Annotated in this window: 23 protein-coding genes, 11 tRNA genes and 2 pseudogenes; 28 read left to right on the forward strand and 8 right to left on the reverse strand. The window is 48.4% G+C overall.

Features of this window, described 5'->3' with window-relative positions:
- Positions 1-16: 16 nt before the first annotated feature.
- Both AC50Y5_RS07540 and AC50Y5_RS07545 read left to right on the forward strand, forming a co-directional pair.
- Complete coding sequence (locus AC50Y5_RS07540) at positions 17-217, forward strand: hypothetical protein (protein ID WP_494859557.1); 201 nt, start codon at positions 17-19, stop codon at positions 215-217.
- A 25-nt stretch (positions 218-242) separates the two neighbouring features.
- Positions 243-422, forward strand: coding sequence for an H-type small acid-soluble spore protein (locus tag AC50Y5_RS07545; protein ID WP_056034102.1), 180 nt, complete (start codon positions 243-245; stop codon positions 420-422).
- Between the two features lie 113 nt (positions 423-535).
- Here the strand turns inward: AC50Y5_RS07545 and AC50Y5_RS07550 are convergent, their stop codons facing one another.
- Positions 536-847 carry a dehydrogenase gene (locus AC50Y5_RS07550; RefSeq protein ID WP_494859560.1) on the reverse strand — a complete coding sequence of 104 codons (312 nt, stop codon included), beginning with the start codon at positions 845-847 and terminating at the stop codon, positions 536-538.
- A gap of 147 nt (positions 848-994) precedes the next feature.
- On the opposite strand from AC50Y5_RS07550, the gene uptA reads away from it, so the two are divergent.
- The 6 genes from uptA (at position 995) to AC50Y5_RS07580 (ending at position 6,725) form a co-directional block, all read left to right on the forward strand.
- Positions 995-1,603 carry an undecaprenyl phosphate transporter UptA gene (uptA, locus tag AC50Y5_RS07555; protein ID WP_056034095.1) on the forward strand — a complete coding sequence of 203 codons (609 nt, stop codon included), beginning with the start codon at positions 995-997 and terminating at the stop codon, positions 1,601-1,603.
- Positions 1,604-1,662: 59 nt separating this feature from the next.
- Entirely contained in the window at positions 1,663-2,229 is a 567-nt protein-coding gene (locus AC50Y5_RS07560; RefSeq protein ID WP_494859562.1) for a thioredoxin family protein, read from the forward strand.
- Positions 2,230-2,261: 32 nt separating this feature from the next.
- Entirely contained in the window at positions 2,262-2,897 is a 636-nt protein-coding gene (locus tag AC50Y5_RS07565) for an MBL fold metallo-hydrolase (RefSeq protein ID WP_494859738.1), read from the forward strand.
- A 196-nt stretch (positions 2,898-3,093) separates the two neighbouring features.
- Positions 3,094-5,370, forward strand: a complete 2,277-nt coding sequence (locus AC50Y5_RS07570; RefSeq protein ID WP_494859564.1) for a Tex family protein — start codon at positions 3,094-3,096, stop codon at positions 5,368-5,370.
- A 102-nt stretch (positions 5,371-5,472) separates the two neighbouring features.
- Positions 5,473-5,937, forward strand: a complete 465-nt coding sequence (locus AC50Y5_RS07575) for an RrF2 family transcriptional regulator (RefSeq protein WP_056034085.1) — start codon at positions 5,473-5,475, stop codon at positions 5,935-5,937.
- Positions 5,938-6,083: 146 nt separating this feature from the next.
- Positions 6,084-6,725 carry a nitroreductase family protein gene (locus AC50Y5_RS07580; RefSeq protein ID WP_056034082.1) on the forward strand — a complete coding sequence of 214 codons (642 nt, stop codon included), beginning with the start codon at positions 6,084-6,086 and terminating at the stop codon, positions 6,723-6,725.
- A 182-nt stretch (positions 6,726-6,907) separates the two neighbouring features.
- Here AC50Y5_RS07580 and cmpA read toward each other — a convergent pair whose 3' ends face one another.
- Both cmpA and AC50Y5_RS07590 read right to left on the reverse strand, forming a co-directional pair.
- Positions 6,908-7,060 (reverse strand): cortex morphogenetic protein CmpA, encoded by a 153-nt coding sequence (gene cmpA, locus AC50Y5_RS07585; protein ID WP_099516750.1) that lies wholly within the window; start codon positions 7,058-7,060, stop codon positions 6,908-6,910.
- A gap of 78 nt (positions 7,061-7,138) precedes the next feature.
- Positions 7,139-7,489, reverse strand: coding sequence for a hypothetical protein (locus AC50Y5_RS07590; RefSeq protein WP_056034079.1), 351 nt, complete (start codon positions 7,487-7,489; stop codon positions 7,139-7,141).
- Between the two features lie 226 nt (positions 7,490-7,715).
- Between AC50Y5_RS07590 and AC50Y5_RS07595 the strand changes: the two genes are divergently transcribed.
- The 7 genes from AC50Y5_RS07595 (at position 7,716) to AC50Y5_RS07625 (ending at position 11,376) form a co-directional block, all read left to right on the forward strand.
- Entirely contained in the window at positions 7,716-8,198 is a 483-nt protein-coding gene (locus tag AC50Y5_RS07595) for a SprT family protein (protein WP_442952525.1), read from the forward strand.
- 55 nt (positions 8,199-8,253) lie between these two features.
- Positions 8,254-8,329: transfer RNA gene (locus AC50Y5_RS07600), tRNA-Asn, on the forward strand.
- Between the two features lie 5 nt (positions 8,330-8,334).
- Positions 8,335-8,423, forward strand: a tRNA-Ser gene (locus AC50Y5_RS07605).
- Positions 8,424-8,511: 88 nt separating this feature from the next.
- Positions 8,512-8,586 (forward strand) — tRNA-Glu (locus AC50Y5_RS07610).
- A gap of 19 nt (positions 8,587-8,605) precedes the next feature.
- Positions 8,606-8,681: transfer RNA gene (locus AC50Y5_RS07615), tRNA-Lys, on the forward strand.
- Positions 8,682-8,709: 28 nt separating this feature from the next.
- Positions 8,710-8,794, forward strand: a tRNA-Leu gene (locus tag AC50Y5_RS07620).
- A gap of 860 nt (positions 8,795-9,654) precedes the next feature.
- Positions 9,655-11,376: a DUF4127 family protein gene (locus tag AC50Y5_RS07625; protein WP_494859567.1), complete on the forward strand. Its 1,722-nt coding sequence runs from the start codon at positions 9,655-9,657 to the stop codon at positions 11,374-11,376.
- Between the two features lie 100 nt (positions 11,377-11,476).
- Here AC50Y5_RS07625 and AC50Y5_RS07630 read toward each other — a convergent pair whose 3' ends face one another.
- Positions 11,477-12,394, reverse strand: a complete 918-nt coding sequence (locus AC50Y5_RS07630) for a stalk domain-containing protein (protein WP_494859569.1) — start codon at positions 12,392-12,394, stop codon at positions 11,477-11,479.
- Positions 12,395-12,717: 323 nt separating this feature from the next.
- Positions 12,718-13,410: an S-layer homology domain-containing protein gene (locus AC50Y5_RS07635; protein WP_494859571.1), complete on the reverse strand. Its 693-nt coding sequence runs from the start codon at positions 13,408-13,410 to the stop codon at positions 12,718-12,720.
- Positions 13,411-14,307: 897 nt separating this feature from the next.
- On the opposite strand from AC50Y5_RS07635, the gene AC50Y5_RS07640 reads away from it, so the two are divergent.
- From AC50Y5_RS07640 to AC50Y5_RS07680, 9 genes are all read left to right on the forward strand, one after another.
- The gene (locus AC50Y5_RS07640) at positions 14,308-14,541 is read left to right on the forward strand and encodes a hypothetical protein (RefSeq protein ID WP_155973058.1); all 234 of its coding nucleotides are present in this window, start codon (positions 14,308-14,310) and stop codon (positions 14,539-14,541) included.
- Between the two features lie 223 nt (positions 14,542-14,764).
- Positions 14,765-14,841 (forward strand) — tRNA-Glu (locus AC50Y5_RS07645).
- Between the two features lie 2 nt (positions 14,842-14,843).
- Positions 14,844-14,919, forward strand: a tRNA-His gene (locus tag AC50Y5_RS07650).
- Positions 14,920-14,923: 4 nt separating this feature from the next.
- Positions 14,924-14,997: transfer RNA gene (locus tag AC50Y5_RS07655), tRNA-Gln, on the forward strand.
- Between the two features lie 9 nt (positions 14,998-15,006).
- Positions 15,007-15,079, forward strand: a tRNA-Trp gene (locus tag AC50Y5_RS07660).
- A gap of 25 nt (positions 15,080-15,104) precedes the next feature.
- Positions 15,105-15,181 (forward strand) — tRNA-Glu (locus AC50Y5_RS07665).
- A gap of 7 nt (positions 15,182-15,188) precedes the next feature.
- Positions 15,189-15,273 (forward strand) — tRNA-Leu (locus tag AC50Y5_RS07670).
- 48 nt (positions 15,274-15,321) lie between these two features.
- Positions 15,322-15,915: a ribonuclease H-like YkuK family protein gene (locus tag AC50Y5_RS07675; RefSeq protein WP_155973055.1), complete on the forward strand. Its 594-nt coding sequence runs from the start codon at positions 15,322-15,324 to the stop codon at positions 15,913-15,915.
- 252 nt (positions 15,916-16,167) lie between these two features.
- Positions 16,168-16,590, forward strand: a complete 423-nt coding sequence (locus AC50Y5_RS07680) for a pyridoxamine 5'-phosphate oxidase family protein (RefSeq protein ID WP_056034063.1) — start codon at positions 16,168-16,170, stop codon at positions 16,588-16,590.
- A gap of 171 nt (positions 16,591-16,761) precedes the next feature.
- On the opposite strand, the gene AC50Y5_RS07685 is transcribed toward AC50Y5_RS07680, so the two are convergent.
- The 3 genes and pseudogenes from AC50Y5_RS07685 to AC50Y5_RS07695 all read right to left on the reverse strand — a co-directional run.
- The gene (locus AC50Y5_RS07685; RefSeq protein ID WP_056034060.1) at positions 16,762-17,316 is read right to left on the reverse strand and encodes an SEC-C metal-binding domain-containing protein; all 555 of its coding nucleotides are present in this window, start codon (positions 17,314-17,316) and stop codon (positions 16,762-16,764) included.
- 138 nt (positions 17,317-17,454) lie between these two features.
- A pseudogene (locus AC50Y5_RS07690) lies at positions 17,455-18,627 on the reverse strand (right-handed parallel beta-helix repeat-containing protein); the annotation flags it as partial.
- A gap of 120 nt (positions 18,628-18,747) precedes the next feature.
- A pseudogene (locus tag AC50Y5_RS07695) lies at positions 18,748-19,359 on the reverse strand (LamG-like jellyroll fold domain-containing protein); the annotation flags it as partial.
- Positions 19,360-19,618: 259 nt separating this feature from the next.
- On the opposite strand from AC50Y5_RS07695, the gene AC50Y5_RS07700 reads away from it, so the two are divergent.
- From AC50Y5_RS07700 to AC50Y5_RS07715, 4 genes are all read left to right on the forward strand, one after another.
- Positions 19,619-20,701: an AI-2E family transporter gene (locus AC50Y5_RS07700; RefSeq protein WP_056034056.1), complete on the forward strand. Its 1,083-nt coding sequence runs from the start codon at positions 19,619-19,621 to the stop codon at positions 20,699-20,701.
- Between the two features lie 73 nt (positions 20,702-20,774).
- Entirely contained in the window at positions 20,775-21,809 is a 1,035-nt protein-coding gene (hflK, locus tag AC50Y5_RS07705; protein ID WP_063892544.1) for an FtsH protease activity modulator HflK, read from the forward strand.
- The gene (hflC, locus tag AC50Y5_RS07710) at positions 21,806-22,672 is read left to right on the forward strand and encodes a protease modulator HflC (protein WP_056034052.1); all 867 of its coding nucleotides are present in this window, start codon (positions 21,806-21,808) and stop codon (positions 22,670-22,672) included. The genes hflK and hflC overlap by 4 nt, the downstream gene beginning before the upstream one ends.
- A 160-nt stretch (positions 22,673-22,832) precedes the next feature.
- A complete protein-coding gene (locus AC50Y5_RS07715) occupies positions 22,833-23,591 on the forward strand; it encodes a peptidoglycan recognition protein family protein (RefSeq protein WP_494859576.1) in 759 nt (252 codons plus the stop codon).
- The last annotated feature ends 53 nt before the right edge of the window (positions 23,592-23,644 follow it).

Raw genomic sequence — 23,644 nt, forward strand, 5'->3', positions numbered from 1 at the left:
GAAAGGAGGGAAGGCAATGACAGATATCAATGATCAACCAGCAGGCGAAAATACGACTAATGGTACAGGCGTTGACGCCCAGCATGAAGGGCGCTCCGATTATTTTATGGATATTGACCGTATGGTGAACGAAGGGCTTGGAGGAGGCAATGTAACGCCTCATAACGGCCTTATTGATGAATCGACGACCGATACGATGGAGGAAGAAGGCAGATAGCAATTTAGCTTAAGGAGGGATCCTGATGGACGTTTCGCGCGCCAAGCAGATCTATGATTCATCGCAAACAATTGGAGTGCAGCTCGATGGGAAAGCCGTTTGGATCGAGCATGTAGACGTAGCGAACAGCATGGCAACCGTACAGGTGGGCTCCAATCCATTAAATACGGAAACGGTGTCGGTAGAGAGGCTGCGGGAAGAATAACCGCCGCTTCAAGAGGCGCAGATTCCGTTTAGCGTGAAAAGCAGGGTGTTTTCTCAGGCCGGCGGCCCATAGAAAAACCCTGCTTTTTTTCGTATGCCCGCATGGGGAGCGTCTTACCCGCCAAACGACTCGCGGAAGGCTTCGCTTAGCTTCGAACGATCCGTCTCCCATAGCTCGGCGATTTCAGCGGAGACGTTCTCATCCCACCAATCCGCGAGCAGCTTGCGATTGCTTTTATGCTCGTGAATCCACAGCAGATTGACTGCTACCTTATTAAAATACAAATTTTCCGCCTGATCAAGCTTTTCTTTGGACACCCACAGCTTCAAACGTTTGGCCGTACGGTACAGCTCATTGCTGCAGGCACGCCGTATTTTGCGAGCGGTAGGCAGGCTTGAGTCATGCTTCTGGGCAGTAGGCTTCATGGCAGACCCGCTCCTCTCTTTCCTCTATATGTATGCTTCCGCCCGTATGAACGTCACCTGCACGGTTTCGACTGGATGAGCCTTCCTTCGGTGTGGTAGAATAACAAACGAAGCAGTAGTTTAGAGAGGATGTGAGAGGCAAGCGTGATGGATAGCATTTCGGAGATTTTGCATACCCTGCTTTTATGGATTGAAAGCCTTGGCTACTTTGGGATTTTGATCGGTTTGCTGATGGAGGTCATTCCAAGCGAGATTGTACTCGGCTTTGGCGGCTACTTGGTGTACAAAGGCGAAATTTCCTACGCGGGCGCCGTCTTTTTTGGAACGCTCGGCGCGGTTGGGCAAAACTGGATTTTGTATGCTTTCGGCAGATTCGGCGGACGTCCCCTGGTGGAGAAATACGGAAAATATATTAAAATTAAAAAGAAGCATGTCGACCTAGCCGAAGAATGGTTCAAAAAATATGGCTCCGGCATTGTATTTACAGCCCGTTTCGTTCCCGTCATGCGTCAGGTCATCTCGATTCCTGCAGGCATGGCGAAGATGAATTTCTGGCTGTTTACTGCACTTACCGCAGCTGCTTCCCTGCCATGGGCACTATTGTTCGTCCATTTGGGCCGCTCGCTTGGCGAAAATTGGGAAAATATTCATGAGCAGGCGAAGGATTATGTGCTTCCAGCTATTATTCTCGCAGTATTGTTAATCATTGTTTATTCGCTTTATAAATTTAGAAAATCACGTAAGAAATCAGCGTAATGCAGCCTGATCCGCATGAACCTACGATACATATAACAGGAGAAAGAGGGTAATTAATTATGAGCAAAAGCGTAGCAGAGAAATTGAATAAAGGCATTAGCCCGCAGCAATTCATCGACGGCATGGAGAAAAATAAAGAGGCTTTTCAAGACTGGTACAATCAGTTTGCATGGACGGATGAAAGCGATCGTGAATTTTTCGAATCGCTGAACAACCGCGACGATTTGCGCTGCTTGATTTTAATGGCAGAATGGTGTGGCGATGTCATTCGCAATATTCCGGTTGTATTCCGTGTGCTCGAAAATAGCGGCGTTCCAACAGAGGTGCTCATTATGGAGGAGCATCTCGATACGATGGAGCAGTTTTTGACCATGGGCGGCCGCGCGGTGCCGATCGTTATTATTGCAGATACAGGCGGCCATGTGCTCGGACAATGGGGACCGCGTCCTAAGCATGTTCAAGAAGCGATGACCGCATTCAAGCTGGAAAATCCAGACCGTGAAGCAGCGGATTATCAAGACAAGCTTGGACTTGTTCGCCAAGAAATGGGCCGCCGTTACGGCGAAGGCACAGGCTATCATTCGGTTATTGTGAAAGAGCTGCGCGATCTGCTGGAGTCGTTCTAAACAGAAGAATAGGAGCGCTGATCATGAGTGAAATGCGAGTTGAGTCATTTGCGCTGGGACCTCTCCAGACAAATTGTTACCTCCTCACGGTAAAGGATGAGGAAACAGGCAAGGAACGGGGCCTCATCATTGATCCGGGCATGAACCCGAAAGGTATGCTGAAGCGGATTGCCGATACGCATATTGAGGCGATTTTGCTGACGCATGCCCACTTCGATCATATGGGCGGTGTGGATGAGGTTCGCAAAGCGGCAGGCTGCCCAGTTTATATTCACGATCTGGAGGCCGACTGGCTGACGGATGCTGGGAAAAATGGTTCCATGCGCTGGCAGGAAGTAACGCCGCCGCTGACGACCGATCCGGCGGAATACGCCTTGGATGAAGGAATGACGCTGGAGCTGCTGGGCGAGAAATTTCGCGTTATGCATACGCCGGGGCATTCCCCAGGCAGCGTGAGCTTTTTGCGCGGCAACGATCTTTTTTCTGGCGACGTGCTGTTCAGGCTTTCCGTTGGACGTACGGATTTGCCGGGCAGCCGCGAGCGGGATTTATACGATTCCATTCAGGGCAAGCTTTACAAGCTGCCTGATGAGGTTAAAGTATATCCGGGGCATGGCCCGCGGACGACGATTGGCTTTGAGAAGGCGAATAATCCTTTTACGCGATAATCGCTTAGGCTTTTACAAGCAATATAACCGTCAGCCAGCGTGGCATTTGCCGCCTGCGGCTGGCGGTTTTTTGTGCTGAATCCGGTAGCTGTGCACATTTGAAATGTATAGGCGGTTCAATGATTTTGAACACTTGCCCAACATAATGGTAAAATAGGGAGAAGCCCACCTGCGGCAAAACAAGCAGGCTATGAAAATGCAAAAGGACGGTGCGTACCGCTTGGCAAATACGACGACGAATATAACGAGTGAAGCACTCGATGGACCAACTGGCAAGGTGGAACGGACAGCGGAGCAAATAGCTGCGGAAAATGAACGGATTATTAAAGGCGTAGCTGCCCAGCTGTCTATCCCGGTTACTAAAGTGAAAGCGGCTGTCGCCTTGCTGGATGAAGGCAATACGATTCCGTTTATCTCCAGATACCGCAAGGAAATGACGGGCGAGCTGGATGAAACCGAGCTTAGAGCGATTGAGGAAAAACTGCAATATTTGCGTAATTTGGAAGAGCGCAAGCGTGAGGTAATCCGGCTTATCGACGAGCAGGGCAAACTAACCGAGGAATTGAGCTTAGCCATCAATGCGTCCGTAAAGCTGCAGGAAATCGAAGATTTATATCGGCCGTATCGCCAGAAGCGCAAGACGCGGGCGAGCGTGGCGAAGGAGCGTGGATTAGAGCCGCTTGCCCAGTGGCTTTGGTCGCAGCCCCGTCAAGGAGAGCCGCTCGCCGAGGCAGTTAAATATATCGATGAGGCCAAAGGTGTTCCCGGCGCTCAGGAAGCGCTGCAAGGGGCAATGGATATTTTGGCTGAAAATATAGCGGATGACGCGTCGATTCGCTCTTGGGTGCGAAAGCATACGTTTGATCATTCGCTTATTCGTACCGAGGCACGTGATGCGAAAGCGGAGTCTGTATACGAAATGTACTACAGCTACAATGAACCGCTGCGCAAGCTGCCTCCTCATCGCGTGCTGGCGATTAATCGCGGCGAGCGCGAGGATGTGCTGAAGGTAGCATTCGAATTGTCCACAGAGCGGATTCATGAGCATGTTGGTCGTAAAATTTTACGGAATCATACAGCTGAAGCGGTGCGAAGCGTGCTCGTTGCCGTCATTGAGGATTCGTATAAACGCTTGATAGCGCCGTCCATTGAGCGCGAGGTTCGCGGTGAGCTGACGGATAAAGCGGAGGAGCACGCGATTTCGATTTTTTCGGAAAATCTGCGCAATCTGCTGCTTCAGCCGCCTGTTCGCGGCAATGTCGTGCTTGGCGTCGATCCCGCCTTCCGCACAGGCTGCAAACTGGCGGTCATAGACGATACAGGCAAGCTGCTGGAGGTGGCTGTATCCTATCCGACTGCCCCGCATCATAAAGTAGTGGAAGCGGAGCGTTTAATTAATGGCCTGATTGATAAATATAAAGTCGAGCTGATTGTCATTGGCAATGGGACGGCCTCAAGGGAAACGGAGCAATTTATTGCGAACCTGATTAAAGCCCGCCAAGCTGCGCCTGGTCTCGAGCTGAAATATATTATTGTCAGCGAGGCAGGGGCGAGCGTGTATTCGGCTTCCAAGCTGGCAGCCGAGGAATTCCCTTCGCTTGACGTTGCCGAGCGCAGCGCCGTGTCCATTGCACGCAGGCTGCAGGACCCGCTGGCCGAGCTGGTTAAGATTGAGCCAAAGGCAATCGGCGTCGGCCAATACCAGCATGACGTGAGCCAGAAGCGCCTGGATGAAAGCCTGGGCGCTGTCGTGGAGTCAGCGGTTAACCATGTTGGTGTAGACGTTAATACGGCTTCAGCGTCGCTGCTGTCCTATGTGGCAGGCATTAATGCAACAACAGCTCGCAACATCGTCAAATACCGCGAGGAAAATGGCCGTTTCGTGAAGCGGGCGCAGCTGCAAAAGGTGCCGCGTCTTGGTGCGAAAGCGTACGAGCAGTGTATCGGCTTCCTGCGCATTCCTGAAGCGGCCAATCCGCTGGATGCGACACCAATCCACACCGAGTCGTATGCGGTCGTGGACAAGCTTTTTGCCCATCTGGGCGTTAAGCTGAACCAGCTTGGCTCGGAAGAGCTGAAGCAGAAGCTGACAGAGCTTGATGTGGCTTCCGTTGCTCCTGAGCTTGGCGTCGGGGTTCCAACGCTGCGCGACATTGTGGACAGCCTCCTGCGTCCCGGACGCGATCCGCGGGAGGAGCTTCCCGCTCCTATTTTTCATACCGAGGTGCTGAATCTGGAGGATTTGACAGCGGGCATGGAGCTGCAGGGCACGGTTCGCAACGTCATCGATTTCGGCGCTTTTATCGATATTGGGCTTAAAAATGACGGGCTCGTCCATATTTCCCAATTAAGCGATAAATTCGTGAAGCATCCGATGGACGTTGTTTCTGTAGGGGATACCGTTACCGTCTGGGTACTGACCGTAGATGTGAAAAAAGGGCGCGTTGGCCTTACGATGCGCAAGCCAGGTTAATAAAAGCTTGAAAGACGGACTTGCCGATTGCCGGCAAGTCCGTCATACTTAACAGGGAATATAATGAATGACCCTGTTATGTGACAGAGAGGATGACTATCTATGCAAGCCGAGAAATGCAGCACTTTTCCCCATCATAAATGGTTTGGCATAGCGCTTCAGGCGCTCGTTGTGCTTGCTCATAAGGATCAGCCATGCACAAGCGCAGAAATTTCAAAACGGCTCCAGGTCGAGCCAACGCTGCTGCGTCGCGTGATGGCGGAGCTTGCCCGCGAGGGGCTTTTGGCAACGAAGGAAGGCAAGGACGGAGGCTACAAGCTAAGCCGTTCTGCAGGCGCAATTACGCTCGCAGATGTGTATTTAGCGCTTCAACTAGGCGAGCCTTTATGCAAAGGGCTGGAGCAGACGACTGGAGAGCATGAATTTGGACAGGAAATGCGTCAGGCATTTGGTGAAATTTCTGAAGGAGTCAAAAATAGCGCGCTCGAAATGCTTGGTCAAGGGACAATTGAACAGCTGACGAGACGGGTTTGCGACCTTAAAAAGGTAACAGATAACCAACTATAAAATAGTTAGAAATATACGATTGACAAGTGAGTAGATGGAGGACTATACTATTGCTTGTGTAGCAGATGTTTTTTTTGAAATCAACTGTGTTATATTACGCACAGTAAGAATTGCACTTATATAAACGATATTCGGAGGGAATTATCATGACTGTACAAACACAGCTGGATCAATCTTTTTATCAAGTATTAAGCGATCGCCGCTCGGTGCGCCACTATGACAATACTGCAAAAATGACAGAAGCGGAAATTACGGAAATTTTGGAAATTGCCGCTAAAGCACCGTCATCGTCGAACATGCAGCCTTGGCGTTTTCTAGTTGTAACGGACGAGGAGCTCAAACAGCAATTGCTGCCTATCTCGAACAATCAGCAGCAGGTTGTGGACGCAGCAGCTGTTATCGTCGTGTTGGGCGACCTGGAAATGTATAAGAATGCTGAAAAGATTTACGGTTCAATGGCGGAAGCTGGCCTTATGACCAAAGAGATGAGCGAATCGTTCGCTGCCAACTCGCAAAAGCTGTACACATCCATTCCAAAGGAACGTCTGCATGAAGTGACTGTATTTGATGCAGGCCTCGTATCGATGCAAATTATGCAAGTAGCAAAAGCCAAAGGCTATGATACCGTGCCTATGGGCGGCTACGATCGCGATAAAGTAAGAGCGCTGCTGAACATTCCAGAGCGTTATGCATTGAACATTTTGCTGCCAATCGGCAAAGCTTCCCAAACCGGACATCCGAGTACGCGTCTGCCGATCAACGACATTGCATTTTTCAACAAAATGTAATTCATAATCATAAACGAAGAAGCCTCTGGCAGCCACTGCAATTAGTGGGAGCCGGAGGCTTCTTTTTTTAAAAAAAGATAAGAATGTATAAGCTGCACCCTTATAAATTCTTATCTTTCACCCTAGAAACGGCAGCTTTGCCGCCAGAGGACAGCGACAGCCGTTTACGCTTGCTATGACGCTCAATGGCGAATCGTCAATTCGTTGTTATTGTCCGTATCCTTGGTGCTTTGCTTGCTGCGATAAAAATACCAGCATTCATTTAGCAGCTTAATTTGCCTGCGATCTTTCTTATGAAACGCACGCATCATTTGATTGCACAGCCACTGCGGCATAGTGGATCGCCCTCCTCCCGGTCATCCCTGATGTATTACTACCATATGGGGAAGGGCGAATGTCCGTGCAGGTCCTATTTAGCCGATTTCATCTTCGTACCATTGCTCAAGCTGAGCTTGCAGCGCACGAATTTCCGTGAGCAGCGCAATAAGCGGGTAAGCAGACTCTTTAACAGCCGCAAATTCGCGTTCCAACTCGTTAATGTAGTCTAAGCCCGAAGCAATGCGAATCGAGCTGTCATGGAGCTCTACGCGGTCACATTCAGCAATCGCATATGGAAGCGCAGGCACCTGCTCAGCAGTAAGCTTGTCCAGCTCCTTGTGCAGGCGCAAGTTAAGGGCGCTTAATTGATAGGCATGCGTATCAGGCATTTCTACAAAGAAGACCTGATCATTGTTTTTCATTAGTACAAAACGCATCGTTGGCATAAGATGATTGGATTCTCCCCTCAAAACATTCGCTGCATCATGCAGCTGTTTATTGCTGCTGTGCCATAAAAGTGCATCACTACTTGACAGTGTAGCGTATGGGCTGCAAAAATGCCAGAAAAACGAGTCGGAATTTGCTGCACTTTTTTGGCCCTCTTTACGGTTGTTATTTTATTTGGCAAACTAGAGTGCAAGAGAACAAATGAACAAGGGAGAATCAAGATTTATGGTGCAGACGATGAAAGACGAGGAGCTTCAGCAATGGGTGGAGCGGGTGTCCTTGGAAAGCTTTGGACGGCCATTCAAACATCTGGCAACTTTTAACGGTCGTTTGAAGGCAACGGGCGGACGATATTTTATGAAGTCGCATAATATTGAAATTAGCCCTTATCAACTATCGACGTTCGGAGTGGACGAAACAGAAAAAATAATTAAGCATGAGCTGTGCCATTATCATCTACATATTTTGAAAAGAGGCTATCGTCACCGGGATGAGGATTTTAAGCGGCTGCTTGCTCAGGTGGGCGGTTCGAGGTACTGCCAATCGCTGCCGGAGCGCCGTGTAGAGCCATTTCGGTACAAGCTTGTATGCAAGGAATGCGGGATGGAATACATGCGAAAAAGGCGGATAAATCCTGCAAAATATGCGTGCGGAAAATGTCGTGGAAAATTATTTTTAAAAACGCTTGACTTAAATTCAGATACATGATAAATTATTACTTGTCGCCGCGGTTCACAGGCAACACTGAGAAAAAACAAAATATTCCCTGATAGCTCAGTTGGTAGAGCACTCGACTGTTAATCGAGTTGTCACAGGTTCGAGTCCTGTTCGGGGAGCCACACATGGAGAGGTACCCAAGAGGCCGAAGGGGGCGCTTTGCTAAAGCGTTAGGGTGTAACAGCCGCAAGGGTTCGAATCCCTTTCTCTCCGCCATATTTTTTCTCAAAAGTGATTGTAACGGAAGGCCGTTCAACATGCCGGTCTTTTTTTTACGCCTAATATCACAGTGTGCGACATTTAAGGCCCGTTGGTCAAGTGGTTAAGACACCTCCCTTTCACGGAGGTAACAGGGGTTCGAGTCCCCTACGGGTCACCATTTATTTTTTTGTTAGTGCGAGTCATTAGCTCAGCTGGTAGAGCACCTGACTTTTAATCAGGGTGTCGTAGGTTCGAATCCTACATGACTCACCATCTTTTCTTGTAAGACTTCCCTAAATGTGCGGTAGTGGTGGAACGGCAGACACGCTATCTTGAGGGGGTAGTGTCCAATGGACGTGCAGGTTCAAATCCTGTCTACCGCACCATAACTTAAAACTTCCAGAAGCCTTGATATTCAAGGCTTCTTTTTATTTTACAGTTATTTAGGGGATGTGTAAGCAAGCTGGAATCGGTCTGCTGCACCTTGCATAGTGCATATTCGAAAGCAATTTCATCTGACAAGGGCAGGGGAACCGCAGTCTGTGATTGTTGGTGAGGCCAGGAAACGAGGGACATTCACTTCTTTTTTTTGGAGGACTGAGGTTCCGCTATTCTGGCTTTTAAATCGATTTCATGCCGTAAGCGGACAGGAAAACCGTTATCGCTCTCATTATCCCGTCAAAATGGCTATTTGCTGCGCATTAGCGGCTCCTGAGTCCGCAGACTATGTCTTAAACATGATTTTGTTAAAATAGCGGCTCCTGAGTCCGCCAATTTTATCTTTATGATGGGGTAACGGGTTACCCCCTGTTACGAAGAACATAGAACAGCCTTTTGGCACATATGTTCACATTTATGAGCTGTGACATTCCCATTATATAGAAGGAATATAATTGATGCTGGCTTCTATCCTAATCTGGCTCGCTTTCGTTGCATACACGCCCTAAGTTAAATTTAAAAATGGCTTGACTTAAGCTAAGCTTGCCTTAGGCCTGACGATTATCTCATTCACATTAACATCAGATGGCTGTTCAAACGCAGCAAAAGGCGCGCGCTCTTCTACTTTTTGGAGCAGCCGCACTTTCAGATGCGGGTTTTCAAGTGTCCTCTCAAGGCGATTGAGAACTGTACTGAAGAATTAAAATATTTTTATGGTTGTTATTCTAACGAAAAGGTTACCTACATAAGTGAAGGTACAAGATATTTCAATGAGAAGTGCCTACCCTTACTTCATGGAGTGATTGAAATGAAAAAAGTATTATACATTCCGCTCGACGACCGTCCAGCGAATTTGGACGATATTATTTTGCAAGGCAAAGCCGCTGGTATTCAAGTAATTGTGCCGCCAGTAGGAGATATTCGCAACCGCCTCGATTCCCACATGACGACAGACGGAACGCTTGTGACCGGTACCTCTGGCCCGACGTTCGGCAAGCCGGAGCATATTCGCCGTTTTATTTTTCATCATGCTTCCAAGGTGGACGGTTTTATAATTTCTCTGGATATGCTTGTGTATGGCGGGCTTATTGGGAGCAGGCGCTTGCGCGCTACTGCTGAAGGTACATATCCTGCATATGACTCGCAGACGACTGAGCTGCTTGATGTTATTCGCGAGGTCAAGCAGGCTTATCCGTATAAGCCTATTTATGTGCTCGATACGATTATGCGGCTTGCCTCTACCGTCTTCGTAGACGGTCTGGCGATGCCAGCCTATACCGAGACGCGTACGCTCATGCAAAAGCCGCGTAAGCAGGAGACGGAGCTGCTGGCTATTTTGAATGGCTACGATATTCAGCCGGATGGAACGAGCTTCCCTGATACCGTCTACGTGGATAAGGAGCAATATTATAATGCGAAGCGCCATAAATTGACGACGACGTATTACATGCTGGATCAGCTCGCAAGGGAGGGCTATATTGATTTTGTCGCCATTGGCGTTGACGATGCCTATATTGACGGGATTCAGGCGAATGAGATCGCTTTTGTGGAAAATCGGATTAATGAGTGGCTTGGCGGCGCGGATGGACAAAACCCAGAGCGGGCTATTATTTTGCCGGATGCTGATGGATTAGGACATTCCTTGCTGGCTCGCATGGCGAAAAAACTATATTGTGTGAACTTCAAGCCGCGCTTTGCAATCCGATATTTTGGCCCGGATGGCCGGGCGATTGTGAATCCCTATGAATATATGGATGTTCATCAAAACCTGCTGCGCCATATCGATATTGTGGGCGGGGAAGCGGTGGACAGCTGCGAAGGCATCGAGAGCGATATAGAAATCATTGCGATTACCGCGGTTGACCAAGCGGGAAATGCGGTGAGCCGTGAGGCTGAAAATGCGGCGAATATGCGGCCGACGATTGTGATTGATTTTACAGGCGGCGGCGCGGCAAATGCGGCTGTTACGACGGCGCTGCTAGGCAGCAAATACACGGGCAGCCTGCTTGGCTATAGCGGCTGGAATACGGCCGGCAATAAAATCGGCATGGCACTTGGCATGGCTCAGTCACGTTATGCCTGCCTGACGATGGAGACGCATGCGGCTGTGCTCGATGCGGCCATGGATGCACACGGCTCGCTGCTGTTCAAGCGTTTTCTGAAGGACTATTATTACAAGGTTGTTACAATCGCGGAAGTACGCACGGAGTCTCGCGGACGCTCGCCATATACGAATGTGACTGCGGATCAAAATATGCGGCTGTTCAATTCCACCAGCGACTTTGAGCTGTTGACTGCGCTTTTGCAGGGCCGCATGCAGACAAATACGACGACACTTGCCCAGCAAAAGGCTTTCGGCATTGGCTCAGCGTCCCCGGCCTGCGCGATCCGTCAAATCCGTGATGGAAGATGGTCGCTTGCGCCATATACCCGTGTCGTTTTGAAGCGGGATAATCCAAAATTTATTTGGGACCGCGCTTTTGAAATTACGGTGGAGCCAGACATCGTTTTGCGAAGACAACATTATTAATATTAAGCAGAAAAAAGCCTGGGTGATTGACATTCCTTATCAAAAGGAAAGGAGTGTCAATCATCCAGGCTCAGTTTTTAGCTAATCTTAAAGTAAAATCTTAATGAATATCAATGCTGCTTAAGCCAAACGATCCGTCAGCGAAAGTTTGATATTTAAAATATACATAGGTGCTACTGTATGCAGAAAAATCTTCGGGTATAAAGTTAAAGCTTACATCCATATTATAAACGCTTTTATAAGGAGAAATACCATCTTTAATATCAGAAACAGTTGCATTTTTCAGAGCGGCTGCATATTTTTTGATCGTGTTTTTATCATTAGCTTTTTGAAGACCTTCTACTGTTTCCTTGAATAATTTTTTTGAATAATCTTTACCCTCGAAGTACTTGTTAGTTTCGGTTTTATCTTCAACATATTTATCTACGTAGCTATTAAACTGACTGTAATCATTTGTTTCCAAAGCAGCTGAGAAATATTTGAGTAGCTGCACTACTTGTGTTTTGTTTTCTTTGCTTACACTGCTCAGAGTCACATTTGCTGGCCAATTTGTTTTAAAGCTGGATGACGATGTGCTGCTAGGAGTAGGCGTTGTAGACGGCTTCGCAGTAGGAGCAGGCGTTGCAGTCGGTTTTGCAGTAGGAGCAGGTGTAGCAGCTGGACTAGTACTTGTACTGTCAGTATCGTCATTATATGGAACACCTTCGTTTGAAGAAGAAGTTCCACTAGCTGTAATTTGAATCGTTTGTGAACTGCTTTCGTATTTGACGCTGGCACCTACAGCCTCGGATACCGCTCTTGCCGGCAAATAGGTGTAGCCGTTATACACAATAGGAGCCATTACTTTGCCATTGTTATCTTTAGGTGTCCAAGAAGAACCATTAACAAGGAATTTAATATCGTGATTGAGAAATACTTGGATTTTCTCGACACCACTTGCTGCAAAAATACCTACTGTTCCAAATACCAAGCCGCATGCTACTAAAGATGATACAAAAAAAGATTTTTTAATATACACTTTATATCCCCCTAAATATGAATGTATAGACAAATAGAACTATATGACGAAGAATAATGAGAATTTAATCCTAATTATGCAGTTATAAAGAACTATTATCTGTTTTTGATTATATAGGATATACGAATAAGAGTATATATCTTTTTTCCTAATTGTTGAACTGGAGGAAATGTTTCAATATTGACTTGCTATAATCAACTATTCAAACAAACACAAAAGCAGCCCACTCCCTTTGAAGAGTGGGCTGCTTTTGTGTTTGTTTCGATGCAGCATTGTGGCAGGCACCAGGAATTTAACGGGATGGGCGGGGAGCGGGCTTGCGTCTACTCGGCGGCTCCCGTTTCCGGCTCGACTGGAGCTGGAGCTGGATGCGCAGCAATATACTCCAGCACATTATAGGTCAAAACCGCTGCTTCTGCGCGGGAAATTTCCTCCTTTGGATTGAGCTTGCCGTCCGCATCAAGATCCGCGATTTTCAACACAAGCGCCCGTTGAACAGCTCCTTGATACTGTACGTCCAGATCGGCTTCATCGGCGAATTCCAAAGGCTTAATGTTGATAAGCGGCAGGTTGTTTGTCACTTCGGCGGCTTTCATCAAATAGTGGATAAATTCTTCTTTTGTCCATGGCTTGGCGGGGTCAAGATCGGCTGGCAGCTCAAGTCGATTATTCGCAGCAATGATTAAAGCGTCTGCATACCAGGCGTCATTGTTAGCTTTAGCGAAGTAGTCAGTCGCTAGCGGCGCTTTGAAAAATCTGATGTTATCGATGTTCAAATTCAGTGCATTCACAATCAATTGAATACCTTGGGCAGCTGTGATGGATGCATCCGGTTTAAACTCGTCGTTACTCACGCCTTTAACGATTCCCCTTTCCTGTAGTGAAGCGATTTTATCTTTAACAGAAGACTGATTAACGTCGGTGAACGGAGTGGAAGCCGCGAAGCTATGGCCAGCAAAAGACAGAGCCAGCAGAGCAGTAGCGGATAACATCACAAATTTATGTTTGATTCTCATTGTATATCACCTCTATGTGAAATTTTTGTTGCCGTTTATACCGTATCAGACGAGACATGACCAAAAAGGTTGCAAAAAACTTTTCCGATATAAAAACGAATCAGCTGAACACCTATAGAATGCCTTATATTTTTTTGTGAAATGCGTTTTGTCGTTCGATTGCGGCAGTTTACTTGCGGTTTCGTTGAATATACCCTGTAAGCAGCGGATATCCTTTCTACAGTCGAATAAATATTTACTGTTGACAGCATAGGATTATTTGCTATAAGATGGGAAACAATTGACGAGGATTAAATGCAATATTAACGGATGTTGTTGACTCCATATTAACTTAATCCATTTAACATAATCAATCGAAGGAAAGGAAGTGCACGGCACATGTTAACCATTTTATTATTCAATCATGATAGCAAGCTTGAACAACCGTGGGGCTCTGAACAGAGCAGCCATCTTTTTGTGCAGGCCGAAAATGCGAACAGCCCGTGCAGCAGCCTTTCTCCTATATGCTTTCGACGCCAACCGGAAGGGAACCAGGTATTCGCCTGAGCCCCTGGATGGGTAGGCTATTGAAGGGGAGATGAAGGACTACTGCCGCTGAGCAGTAGTCCTTTTTTTTATTTGCTAAAGGAATATTTCAGATGGAGAAAATCATTCATTAACGAAAAATGATTCGATTTTCCGTGTGTCATTCATGAATATAAGGTAATAAAATCAATAATATAAACTATTTTCATTTTTTGAAATAAAAAGGGTTGACTTGTTAAAAGTCGATATGCTAGTATGAGAAGCATCAAGTCGAACATGAATTAAAGCGTTAAAGCATTGAAGTGAAATGCGTGATCGGTAAGCCGATTCCATGGCGAGACCAATAACGAAGAGGAAAGGAAGGTGCAGGAAATGAAAAACACAGCAGAACAGCTTATGAATTGGCAAGCGGAGCTTGATTTACATCAGTATGAGCAAGTGCAGAGCGGAACAGTTAAGCATCAGGCGGATGAACAGCAGCATCCAGCTTTAGAAGAGATGAATGAAAACCTACATGTTGCCTGCATCGAACCGAATATTCGTTGTTTTTGCGTATCGCAGCCGGACTGCTCCATCCTGAACAAAGGGGGAGAAGCGGCAGCCTGATCTTGAAGCACGGGGTAGAATAATTCCGATGATTCATTATCTGTATACGTGAAGACTACTTGCACCCTTGGTGAGTGGTCCGTTTGTGTTTTCTCGTAACTTAGCTGAAGTAGGCTGAAGTCGAGGAGGCAAGGCGGAGCCGAGAGGGAGAAAGTAGTTTTTTTATTGCAAAAACAAGAACAAACGTTCCTTTTTTGGTTTGATTCAGTAGTAATTTAATTAAGGCGCATTCGGCAAGCGGCTAAGCCACACGACTTTCACTCGTGGATGCGGCGGGTTCGAATCCCCCATGCGTCACCATGGAGATTATGGTGAAAAGGCAAACACGTCAGGTTGTGGTCCTGATAAGTACCGGTTCGAGTCCGGTTAATCTCCCCAATAATGCCCCTTCGCCTAACGGTAGGGCAACGGTCTTTGACACCGTGCGTCTTGGTTCGATTCCAAGAGGGGCAGCCAATTCGATAGAGGGGGACATGTCCAAGGCAGGCGATTCGGAGTCCAAATCCGAATGAGGCGGGTTCGATACCCGCGCCCCTTGTTTTAAAAAGCGATTATTTAATTAAGGCGCATTCGGCAAGCGGCTAAGCCACACGACTTTCACTCGTGGATACGGCGGGTTCGAATCCCCCATGCGTCACCATCACTTTGTGCTTCTGGCGGAATTGGCAGACGCGGCGGACTTAAAATCCGCTGTTCATTGGACAACTAAGGGTTCGAGTCCCTTGAAGCACACTAATCCAACTAAAGAAGGGAAGAAGCCTAATTGCTTTACAGGTGACGATGATGAAAATAAGAAAACATCTTCAATTGATTCACGACATGGAGTTTCACAATGTATCGGAAAGACGCCTAAATCTGGAGCAGGTGCATGATCGCATTGTCCGTTTTATGTCGCTTGATCCACATGCAAATTACAATTTCATGATCGGTACCGACTGCCAGGTGCATGCAGGACATACGACGATGATTACCGGCGTCGTTATCCAGCGTGAGGGCAAAGGGGCATGGGCCTGCTATCGGCAGGTCGTCATTCCGCGGGAACTGAAATCCATTAAGGAGAAGCTGTCGCTGGAGACGTCATATAGCGAGGAGGTAGCGCTGTTTTTCGGTGGCGAACGCAGGGCGCAAATGGAGGATATTGTGCTTCCTTTTGTTTACAAGGGCGCGTCCTTTGAAGCGTATATTGACGTCGATGCCGGAACCGATCCGGCTGTCAGCAAGACAGCTGCCTATGTGGCGGAAATGGTACTGCGTGTGGAAGCTATGGGGATGAAAGCTCGTCTGAAACCGGAAGCAATTGTCGCTTCTTCCTATGCGAATCGGCATTCCAAGAAGCCTTACCGCTTCACGGCAAATGATGTCGTTGAAATATAAATAATAGTAAAACATAAATATTCTTGATTAAAAACAAGCAGGCGTATTCATGCGTCTGCTTTACGATTGATGTACGTTTTCTGCACGTTTGCTATACGGCTGGCGCTGGTTGGAGGCTAAAGAAAAGCAGCTTATCTAACGGTGCCATGCCAAAACAGAGCTCCGATTAAAAAAACGGCAAAAGGGGTAATCTATGGCAAGCGCGATGCCAGAAAGTCTGGCAAAAGATGAACCTTTAAAGGAGAGATACCGATGCCGAATACAACAAAACAATTGGAGCAGGAAATTATTGATGTGCTGCAAGCGAACCATGTTTGCTCGTTTGCTACCGTAAATGGCGATAAGCCGATGGTGCGTTATATGGCACTTTTCCATGATGGACTTAACTTATATTTGGCGACAAATCGCGATACGAGCAAGGTTGATGAGCTGCGGGCTAACCCGAATGTTCACATTCTTGTCGGATACGATGGCAAGCCATCTACCGATATTGTTCAAATTCAGGCTCGTGCCGAGTTATGTGCGGACGACAAGCTGCGTGAGAAGCTATGGAATGAAAACTTTAAGCAGTGGTTTGATGGACCTCACGATCCGGAATACATTATTATAGAAGCGTTCCCGGAGTATATTGAATACTCGAGCGACGGTGGCGAGACCAAGGTGTGGCTGCAATAGCATCAAATAACGCTAGCAATTAACTAGAGCTATGCACAGGAAAAAAACAAACGAAAAGAGCCTGCTGCTTTCACTTTCATGTGAAGGCGGCGGGCTCTTTTGCTGCAATAGACGATCCGTAGCTAGAAGTGAAACAGCTGGCTGCTTAAGCCGAAATCCGGGGGCCCTTGCTTAAGCCTTCACAAGCTCTTCCTGCTGCGCCTGCTCCGCGCGCTCAGCATCGCCAGCGGCTGCAGCTTCAGGCTGCTCCGCTTGCAGCTCTGCATATTGCTCCATAAAGAAGCTGGTCAGCTCGGTGCATTTTTTCGATAGAGTAGATACGGATACGCTGTACTTCTCGGCAAGCTCGGCTTTCGAGCTTGGAATGCTTTGAATTTCGCAAATCAAATATTCCAAAGCCGCGCAGTAAACGCCGGATTTACGGAAGGAAGGTTTATTCGCATCCGTATACTCTTTCCACATAAACAGAGCAAGGCTAATTTGGGCAGGCGTGTAGCCGTCCTTCATTTGTCCAGCCAGCTCACGGGCAAGCTCTCCATAGGACGGTGCTTCCCACACGAGCTCTTGATCCAGCAGGCGCTCGATATCCGCGTACGATTGCAACCCCCCGGAAGCTTGCGCCGCCGCCAAGCGGCGCTCTTCCTCGCGATCAAGCTCGATACAGCATTTTTTATATTTACGGCCGCTGCCGCAGTGGCATACATCATTTCTTCCTGGCTTTAACATGTTAAGTCTCCTTAGGCAAAAAGTTAATCGCACATAAGGAGCCACAAGGGGCAGCATTCGCTTATGCACCCTTACCATGGTAGCGGTTTTGAAGCATTCAGGCAAGGGGCGGCCGTAAATTCCTGCTCTTATTTATGTCTAGCGGGCACCGATATTTGTACCAGACGGCGTGCCGGAGCCGATTAAATCGCTGCCAGTGGCCAGCTTGAGGAAGTTGCCAAGATTCGGCGATCCGTCTGCATTTCGGGTAACGGTTGGGGTCAAGCTCACGAAGTCAGCAGCGCTTGCGAGCAGACCTTTGCCGTTCACGCTTGCATTGCTTTTCCACCAAACATTGGTATTGGAAACGTCAGTGCCGCTAGTTTTATCGCTAGAACTGCCGCTGAAGCTCAAGTTGTTGGTGAAGGTGTGTGTGCCTAAATCAAAAGCGAAATTGCTTTGTCCATTGCTCCACGAAGTATTGTTTTTCATGGAAATGGAGCCTGGGTTGCTGTTATAGGTGAAGCCATGCTTTTTGTTTTGGAAAGCGATGCTGTTTTCTACAATGTGATTTACAGCAATTTTTTCGCCGCCCAGCTTGAAGCCATTGCCATCGCTGTCAGTTGTCGATGTACCGTCGGACGTTTGGCCATTTTGATAGGCGATGCTGTTGCGAATCGTTACAGCGCCAATGGCTCCGGTTTCGGTTTTTGCAAACAGATCCCAGCCATCATCAACGTTATACGCCGCAATACAGCCGTCGAAAACATTGCCCGGACCAACAGTCAGCTTCGCGGCAAAGCCGTCTGCATCTTCGCCATTATCCGGATCGTAGTTGTCATGGGAGTAAGAATTAATAATTTCATTGTAAGCTGGCCATTCGCTGTAGCCGGCCGTGGATACATATCGTCCAAGCTGCAGACCCGTATCGCGGTTATGATGGGTTTCTACATTTTCAATGCGGTTGTAATTGCCGCCAATATAGATGCCGTTATCGCCAGCACCCTTCACTTCAAGTCCTTTCACAAACCAGTAATGGCCGTTAATTTGCAGACCGCGGTTCGTAGAGGCAAAAGCTTGTGCGGAAAAGTCCAGCACAGGCTTCTCGCTGCCATAAGCGACAAGTCCTTTGCGTGCACTAACAGAGCTTCCGCTATTCGTGCGCTCAATTGTTACCGTTTCGGAAAAAGCGTAGGTGCCGCCGCGCATATAGATCGTTTTGCCCGGTTGAATTTGCGTAAGTGCTGCTGCAAGCGTAAGCGGGCTGCTGATCGTGCCGCTGTTGCTAGCAGAGCCATTCGCTGCTACGAATAGATCGCCCGTAGCTGGCGTTGGTGTAGCGGATGGTGCTGGTGTAGCTGTAGGTGTCGGAGTTGCTGTAGCTGTTGGTGTTGGCGTTGGAGTTGGAGTTGCTGTCGGTGTTGGCGTCGATGCCGAATCCGACACGATGACATTGTCGAATTTAGCAGCCGTCTTAAAGCTGACGAGACCAACAGCACCTGAGGTCAAACTGGAGTCAGTAGCCGTCAGCACCTGCGTGCCATTCACATGCATGGTGATTGCTGAACCAGACATCGTGAGTTTAACCGTATACCATGTACCGGCAGCAATGGGATAATCGACGGTTGCAAGAGTAGTTGTGGAACCGCTTACTTTTTTGCGCAGTTCAAGCTTGCCGCTGCCGCTGTTATAAAGCGATGCCGCATAAAAATTATTGCCATCCTGGTAGCGTCCGGCTACATAAGTACGGTTTGTTCCATTAAAATTATCAATTTTCACTTTGGCTTCAACGCTGTAATCCGTCCAGGCCTGATTTCCTGCGGAAGTGCGGCCCTCTTCGGAGCTTGTTTGGGCATAGGTGTAGGAGCCGCTATCCTGTACGACCGACCATGTACCGCTTGTCGACGTCCAGCCGGATGCTGTGCCCGTTTCAAAATCAGCGCTGTAAAGCGTAGCCGCCTGAACCTTACCGAGCATGGATGTAAAAGGAAGCGCGAGACAGAAGCAGAGCAGGAAGGCGAGTGGTTTGATCCCCTTTTTCTTAAATAGCATAGTAGTGGACATTACATTAATTTCCTCCTTTGTAATCGCTTAAATTGTATTTTATTCCAATTAACCTCCTTGGACACATCGTAAGGAATGAAAGCGATTCCAGCAATAATCATTACCTCACATGTTGTTTTAGCCGCGAAAAATGCGGCTTTTTCGATAGACGGTCTATTTACCGAACGCGCAAGCCAAGCTTGTCATTTGGTTTCAGGAGCAGGGGAATGGGTAAGCATAGATGATAGGCACGACTAAGCGACAGAGGGGAAGCTTTATTATGCGTTTAACCCGATTGAATCAAATTTTTGTCAGCATCGTATTGGTGCTGCTTATTTTGTATTTGTTTGCGCGCAACTCCGCCTTTTTTGACCCGATTATGCTAGCGCTGAAAATCATCTTTGTACCGATCGTGCTGTCGGTATTTTTGTATTATTTGCTCCGCCCATTGGTCGCACGCCTGCATCGCTGGAAGCTGCCGAAGCCGCTATGCATTTTGCTCCTATATGTGCTCGCGGCTGCGCTCATTACGCTGCTCGGCATCGTCGTATGGCCGATATTGCAGCGCCAGCTGACGGGTTTGCTTGAGCAGCTGCCAAAGCTGGCGGATGATTTTCGAAGGCAGCTGGACCAGCTTCAGAAAAATCAAATCTTGTTCGGGATTGATCTGTCGAAATTTGATTTTGCTGGCTTTAATTTAATGGATAAAGCGGGGCCCTATTTAACGAAAAGCATTGCATCGGCAACCGACTATATGAAAAATGCCTTTTCTGTGCTCTCCAATTTTATAATTGTCGTATCTACGGCGCCACTGCTGCTTTATTACATGCTGATGGATGACCGGGCCGCGGTCCATAAGCTGCTGGATCGGGTCCCTGGGCGATATAAAAACGGTTTGAAAGAGACGCTTCAGGAGATGGACAAAGCGTTGAGCGGCTTTATTGTCGGCCGGGTTACGCTTTGCCTGCTGCTTGGCGGAATGGTGCTCGTTGGCTTCCTTCTAATCGGCGTGCCGTATCCGCTTGTGCTCGCGCTCCTCATTGCTTTCATGAATATGGTTCCGTATATTGGGCAAATTTTGGGGCTTATCCCTTGTGTGATCGTGGCGTTTATCGATGAGCCTTCGTCGGTCATTTGGGTTGTCGTCGTCATTATGCTGGCCCAGCAGATTGAAGGCAACATTTTGTCCCCGTATATTTATGGGCGAAAGCTGGACGTTCATCCCATTACAACGCTGCTGCTTATTCTCGTCTCAGGGGCGCTCGGCGGCATCATCGGCATCATGGTTGCGATCCCGGTTTATTTGCTTGTGAAGATCATCGTCGTGCGGATTTATAATCGCTGGGAAAAAACTGTCACCTAATAGGCTCCCTTCACGTATGAACAGATTAGGTTTGTTCTCATTTTGTTCATATAAATAGAAGGGAGAGGTTTAATTGAACACTGAAATAAACAGACCGCAAGGAAGCCAGAAGCCGCTTAATCCAAAAACGGTAAAAAAGGCGATCATCGGAGCAGCCATCGGCATCGTAGCCGTTACGCTCGGATTTTCATCTTTTTATACGGTGCAGGAGCAGGAGCGGGCGGCGATTTTGACATTTGGACAGTATACGGGGGAATCGACGGCGGGGCTGCATTTTAAGTTTCCATATCCGATTCAGCAAGTTGTTACGGTGCCAGCTGAGCTGGTGCAGCGCATTCATATCGGGTACCGCCAAAATGGCGATAGCGTGACTCCCGTTGACGACGAAGCGCTTATGATTACCGGGGATGAAAACATCGTATCGGCCGACGCCGTCGTCCAGTGGAAAATAAGCAATTTGCATGATTATTTGTACAATATTGATGATCCGGAGCGTTTCCTGCGCAATGCGGCAAGCTCCTCCATTCGTTCGGTTATCGGTTCCGAGAAGCTCGATTATGCGATTACGGACGGGAAAACCGTTATTCAGGATAAGGTGCGGGAGAAGCTGCTGGAGCTGCAGACGAAATATCAAACCGGCATTCAAATTATGGACATTAAGTTCCAGGATATTGAGCCGCCGAGCGGCCAGGTAGAGGAAGCGTTCCGCGAAGTCACGAATGCCCGCGAGGAGAAAAATACAAAGATCAACAACGCGGCAAAATATGAAAACGATCGCATTCCGAAGGCGCGCGGCGAAGCACAGGCGCTGCTCGAAAATGCCGAGGCAGAGAAAAAGTCGCGGATTTTGAACGCCGAGGGTGACGTCGCGAAGTTCAATGCGATTTTTGCCGAATATAAAAATAATCCTGACGTTACGCAAAGCCGTCTCATCCTTGAAACGCTGGAAAAAATATTGCCGAATGCGCAAATTTTCATTACAAACAGCAATGGAGATACGGTGAACTACTTGCCGCTGAATGAACTGCTGCGCAGCAAAAGCGCTTCGAGCAGCACCGGCAATTCGCAAACCCCTGCTCCGCAGGCGGAAGGGGGCGTAACGCCATGAAGAAAAACCAATTGATTTTGCTAGTCGCCATTGTGCTCGTCGTCATTCTTGGAGCAGGCTCGATGTACATCGTAAAGGAAGGCGAATACAAAGTCGTGCTGAAGTTTGGTGAAGCGGTACGGGTTGCTGAAACGCCGGGCCTCAAGCTGAAAATTCCATTTATCGAAAATGTATCGCCATTGCCGAAATACCAGATGACGTACGAGAGCAATCCAACGTCGATTTTGACGAAGGATAAGAAGCCGATCATCGTGGACAATTATACCGTTTGGCGCATTACGAATCCGGAGCAGTTTTTGAAAACGGCACAGACGGTAAGCGCTGGTGTCCAGCGTATTGATGAAGCGGTGTACAATTCGGTGCGACGCAAGCTGTCTGAGGTGAATTACGATAATATTATTAGCGAGCAGACGGAGCGCGGCAATATTAATGATGAGATTACGCGCGACGTAGCCGAGGCGCTGAAGCGTGACGATTATGGCGTTGAGGTAATCGATGTGCGTATTAAGCGTACGGATTTGCCTGAAGGCAATAAGCAAAGCGTGTACAATCGGATGATTTCCGACCGTCAATCCATCGCGGCGCGTTATTTGTCCGAGGGCGATGAGGAGTCGCGCAAAATTACGGCGAAGGCCGACCGTACCGCAAGCGAGCTGATGTCGCAAGCACAGGCTGACGCGAAAAAAATCATTGCCGAGGGTGAGCAGCAGGCGGCGAAAATCTATAATAAAGCATACGGGCAGGACCCGGCGTTCTATAATTTCTACCGGACGCTGGACAGCTATGTGACGACGCTCAAAAATGAGCCGGTCATCATGCTGCCAATCGACTCGCCATATGCGAAAATATTGCTTGGCAAATAAAGAGCCAGCTTGTGGCTGAATAACGAGGCGGGGAAGAGCAGCACTCTTCTCCCCGCCTTTTTTTGCCGCCCTCAGGCAGGTGTACAAACCAATTGTGGTGCTGCTGCACTTCCTAATAGGAGCGAGCGAATGATGCTTGCACCCGAAGGGAGGGTGAACGATGGCTGAAAGGATACAGGATTTTATTCCAGCGGGCAGGAACAATCGTCCCGGCATCGCCATTCAAGGGCCGAAATATGTGACGGTACATGATACAGCGAACAGCTCGAAGGGAGCGGATGCGCTTTCGCATGCCAAATATTTAAAAGGCAGTGCCGCCGCAGCTTTGCCCGTGTCCTGGCATTTTACGGTGGATGATACGAGGGTCGTGCAGCATTTGCCAGTGGCCGAGCATGGCTGGCATGCAGGCGATGGCAATGGGCTGGGCAACCGCAGCTCAATCGGCATCGAAATTTGTGAAAATGCCGATGGCATCCGCAGCAAGGCGGAGGCGAATGCAGCGGCACTCATTGCCGGATTGCTGCGCCAGCTCGGACTGCCGATTACGGCAGTCGTCCAGCATAACCACTGGAGCGGCAAAAACTGTCCGCATACGTTTCGGAGCCGGCCGGGCGGTTGGGAAAGCTTTTTGCAGCAAATTAAAGCGCTGCTGGGCGATCCAGTAGAGCCAAAACCAGAACCAGAACCGGATAAGCCGGAAGAGGAGGGGGAGCCCATGACAGATGCGGAGCGCCAGCAGTTTGATGCGCTGGTGAAGCGGGTAACCGAGTTAGAAGCAAAGCACAGCATGGCGGTGCCAGCATGGGCGAAAGCAGCGGTTGCGGCTGCGGCAGCAGCTGGAGTCATCGACACGCCGGAAGGCGGATCGCTGGACTTTTATCGCGTGCTGACTGTGCTGTATCGCAAAGGGCTGCTGTAGGCGGCAGGCAGAGGCTGAGCGCAGAGCGAAGGCGGCTCAAGCGAGCCGTCTTT

This window comes from Paenibacillus sp. JT22N7 (assembly GCF_059383875.1).

Excerpts from the sequence above, each read along its gene's own strand:
- AC50Y5_RS07540 (WP_494859557.1), top strand. The coding sequence starts at position 17 with ATGACAGATATCAATGATCAACCAGCAGGCGAAAATACGACTAATGGT.
- AC50Y5_RS07545 (WP_056034102.1), top strand. The coding sequence starts at position 243 with ATGGACGTTTCGCGCGCCAAGCAGATCTATGATTCATCGCAAACAATT.
- AC50Y5_RS07550 (WP_494859560.1), bottom strand. The coding sequence starts at position 847 with ATGAAGCCTACTGCCCAGAAGCATGACTCAAGCCTGCCTACCGCTCGC.
- uptA (WP_056034095.1), top strand. The coding sequence starts at position 995 with ATGGATAGCATTTCGGAGATTTTGCATACCCTGCTTTTATGGATTGAA.
- AC50Y5_RS07560 (WP_494859562.1), top strand. The coding sequence starts at position 1,663 with ATGAGCAAAAGCGTAGCAGAGAAATTGAATAAAGGCATTAGCCCGCAG.
- AC50Y5_RS07565 (WP_494859738.1), top strand. The coding sequence starts at position 2,262 with ATGCGAGTTGAGTCATTTGCGCTGGGACCTCTCCAGACAAATTGTTAC.
- AC50Y5_RS07570 (WP_494859564.1), top strand. The coding sequence starts at position 3,094 with ATGCAAAAGGACGGTGCGTACCGCTTGGCAAATACGACGACGAATATA.
- AC50Y5_RS07575 (WP_056034085.1), top strand. The coding sequence starts at position 5,473 with ATGCAAGCCGAGAAATGCAGCACTTTTCCCCATCATAAATGGTTTGGC.
- AC50Y5_RS07580 (WP_056034082.1), top strand. The coding sequence starts at position 6,084 with ATGACTGTACAAACACAGCTGGATCAATCTTTTTATCAAGTATTAAGC.
- cmpA (WP_099516750.1), bottom strand. The coding sequence starts at position 7,060 with ATGCCGCAGTGGCTGTGCAATCAAATGATGCGTGCGTTTCATAAGAAA.
- AC50Y5_RS07590 (WP_056034079.1), bottom strand. The coding sequence starts at position 7,489 with ATGCCAACGATGCGTTTTGTACTAATGAAAAACAATGATCAGGTCTTC.
- AC50Y5_RS07595 (WP_442952525.1), top strand. The coding sequence starts at position 7,716 with ATGGTGCAGACGATGAAAGACGAGGAGCTTCAGCAATGGGTGGAGCGG.
- AC50Y5_RS07625 (WP_494859567.1), top strand. The coding sequence starts at position 9,655 with ATGAAAAAAGTATTATACATTCCGCTCGACGACCGTCCAGCGAATTTG.
- AC50Y5_RS07635 (WP_494859571.1), bottom strand. The coding sequence starts at position 13,410 with ATGAGAATCAAACATAAATTTGTGATGTTATCCGCTACTGCTCTGCTG.
- AC50Y5_RS07640 (WP_155973058.1), top strand. The coding sequence starts at position 14,308 with ATGAAAAACACAGCAGAACAGCTTATGAATTGGCAAGCGGAGCTTGAT.
- AC50Y5_RS07675 (WP_155973055.1), top strand. The coding sequence starts at position 15,322 with ATGATGAAAATAAGAAAACATCTTCAATTGATTCACGACATGGAGTTT.
- AC50Y5_RS07680 (WP_056034063.1), top strand. The coding sequence starts at position 16,168 with ATGCCGAATACAACAAAACAATTGGAGCAGGAAATTATTGATGTGCTG.
- AC50Y5_RS07685 (WP_056034060.1), bottom strand. The coding sequence starts at position 17,316 with ATGTTAAAGCCAGGAAGAAATGATGTATGCCACTGCGGCAGCGGCCGT.
- AC50Y5_RS07700 (WP_056034056.1), top strand. The coding sequence starts at position 19,619 with ATGCGTTTAACCCGATTGAATCAAATTTTTGTCAGCATCGTATTGGTG.
- hflC (WP_056034052.1), top strand. The coding sequence starts at position 21,806 with ATGAAGAAAAACCAATTGATTTTGCTAGTCGCCATTGTGCTCGTCGTC.
- AC50Y5_RS07715 (WP_494859576.1), top strand. The coding sequence starts at position 22,833 with ATGGCTGAAAGGATACAGGATTTTATTCCAGCGGGCAGGAACAATCGT.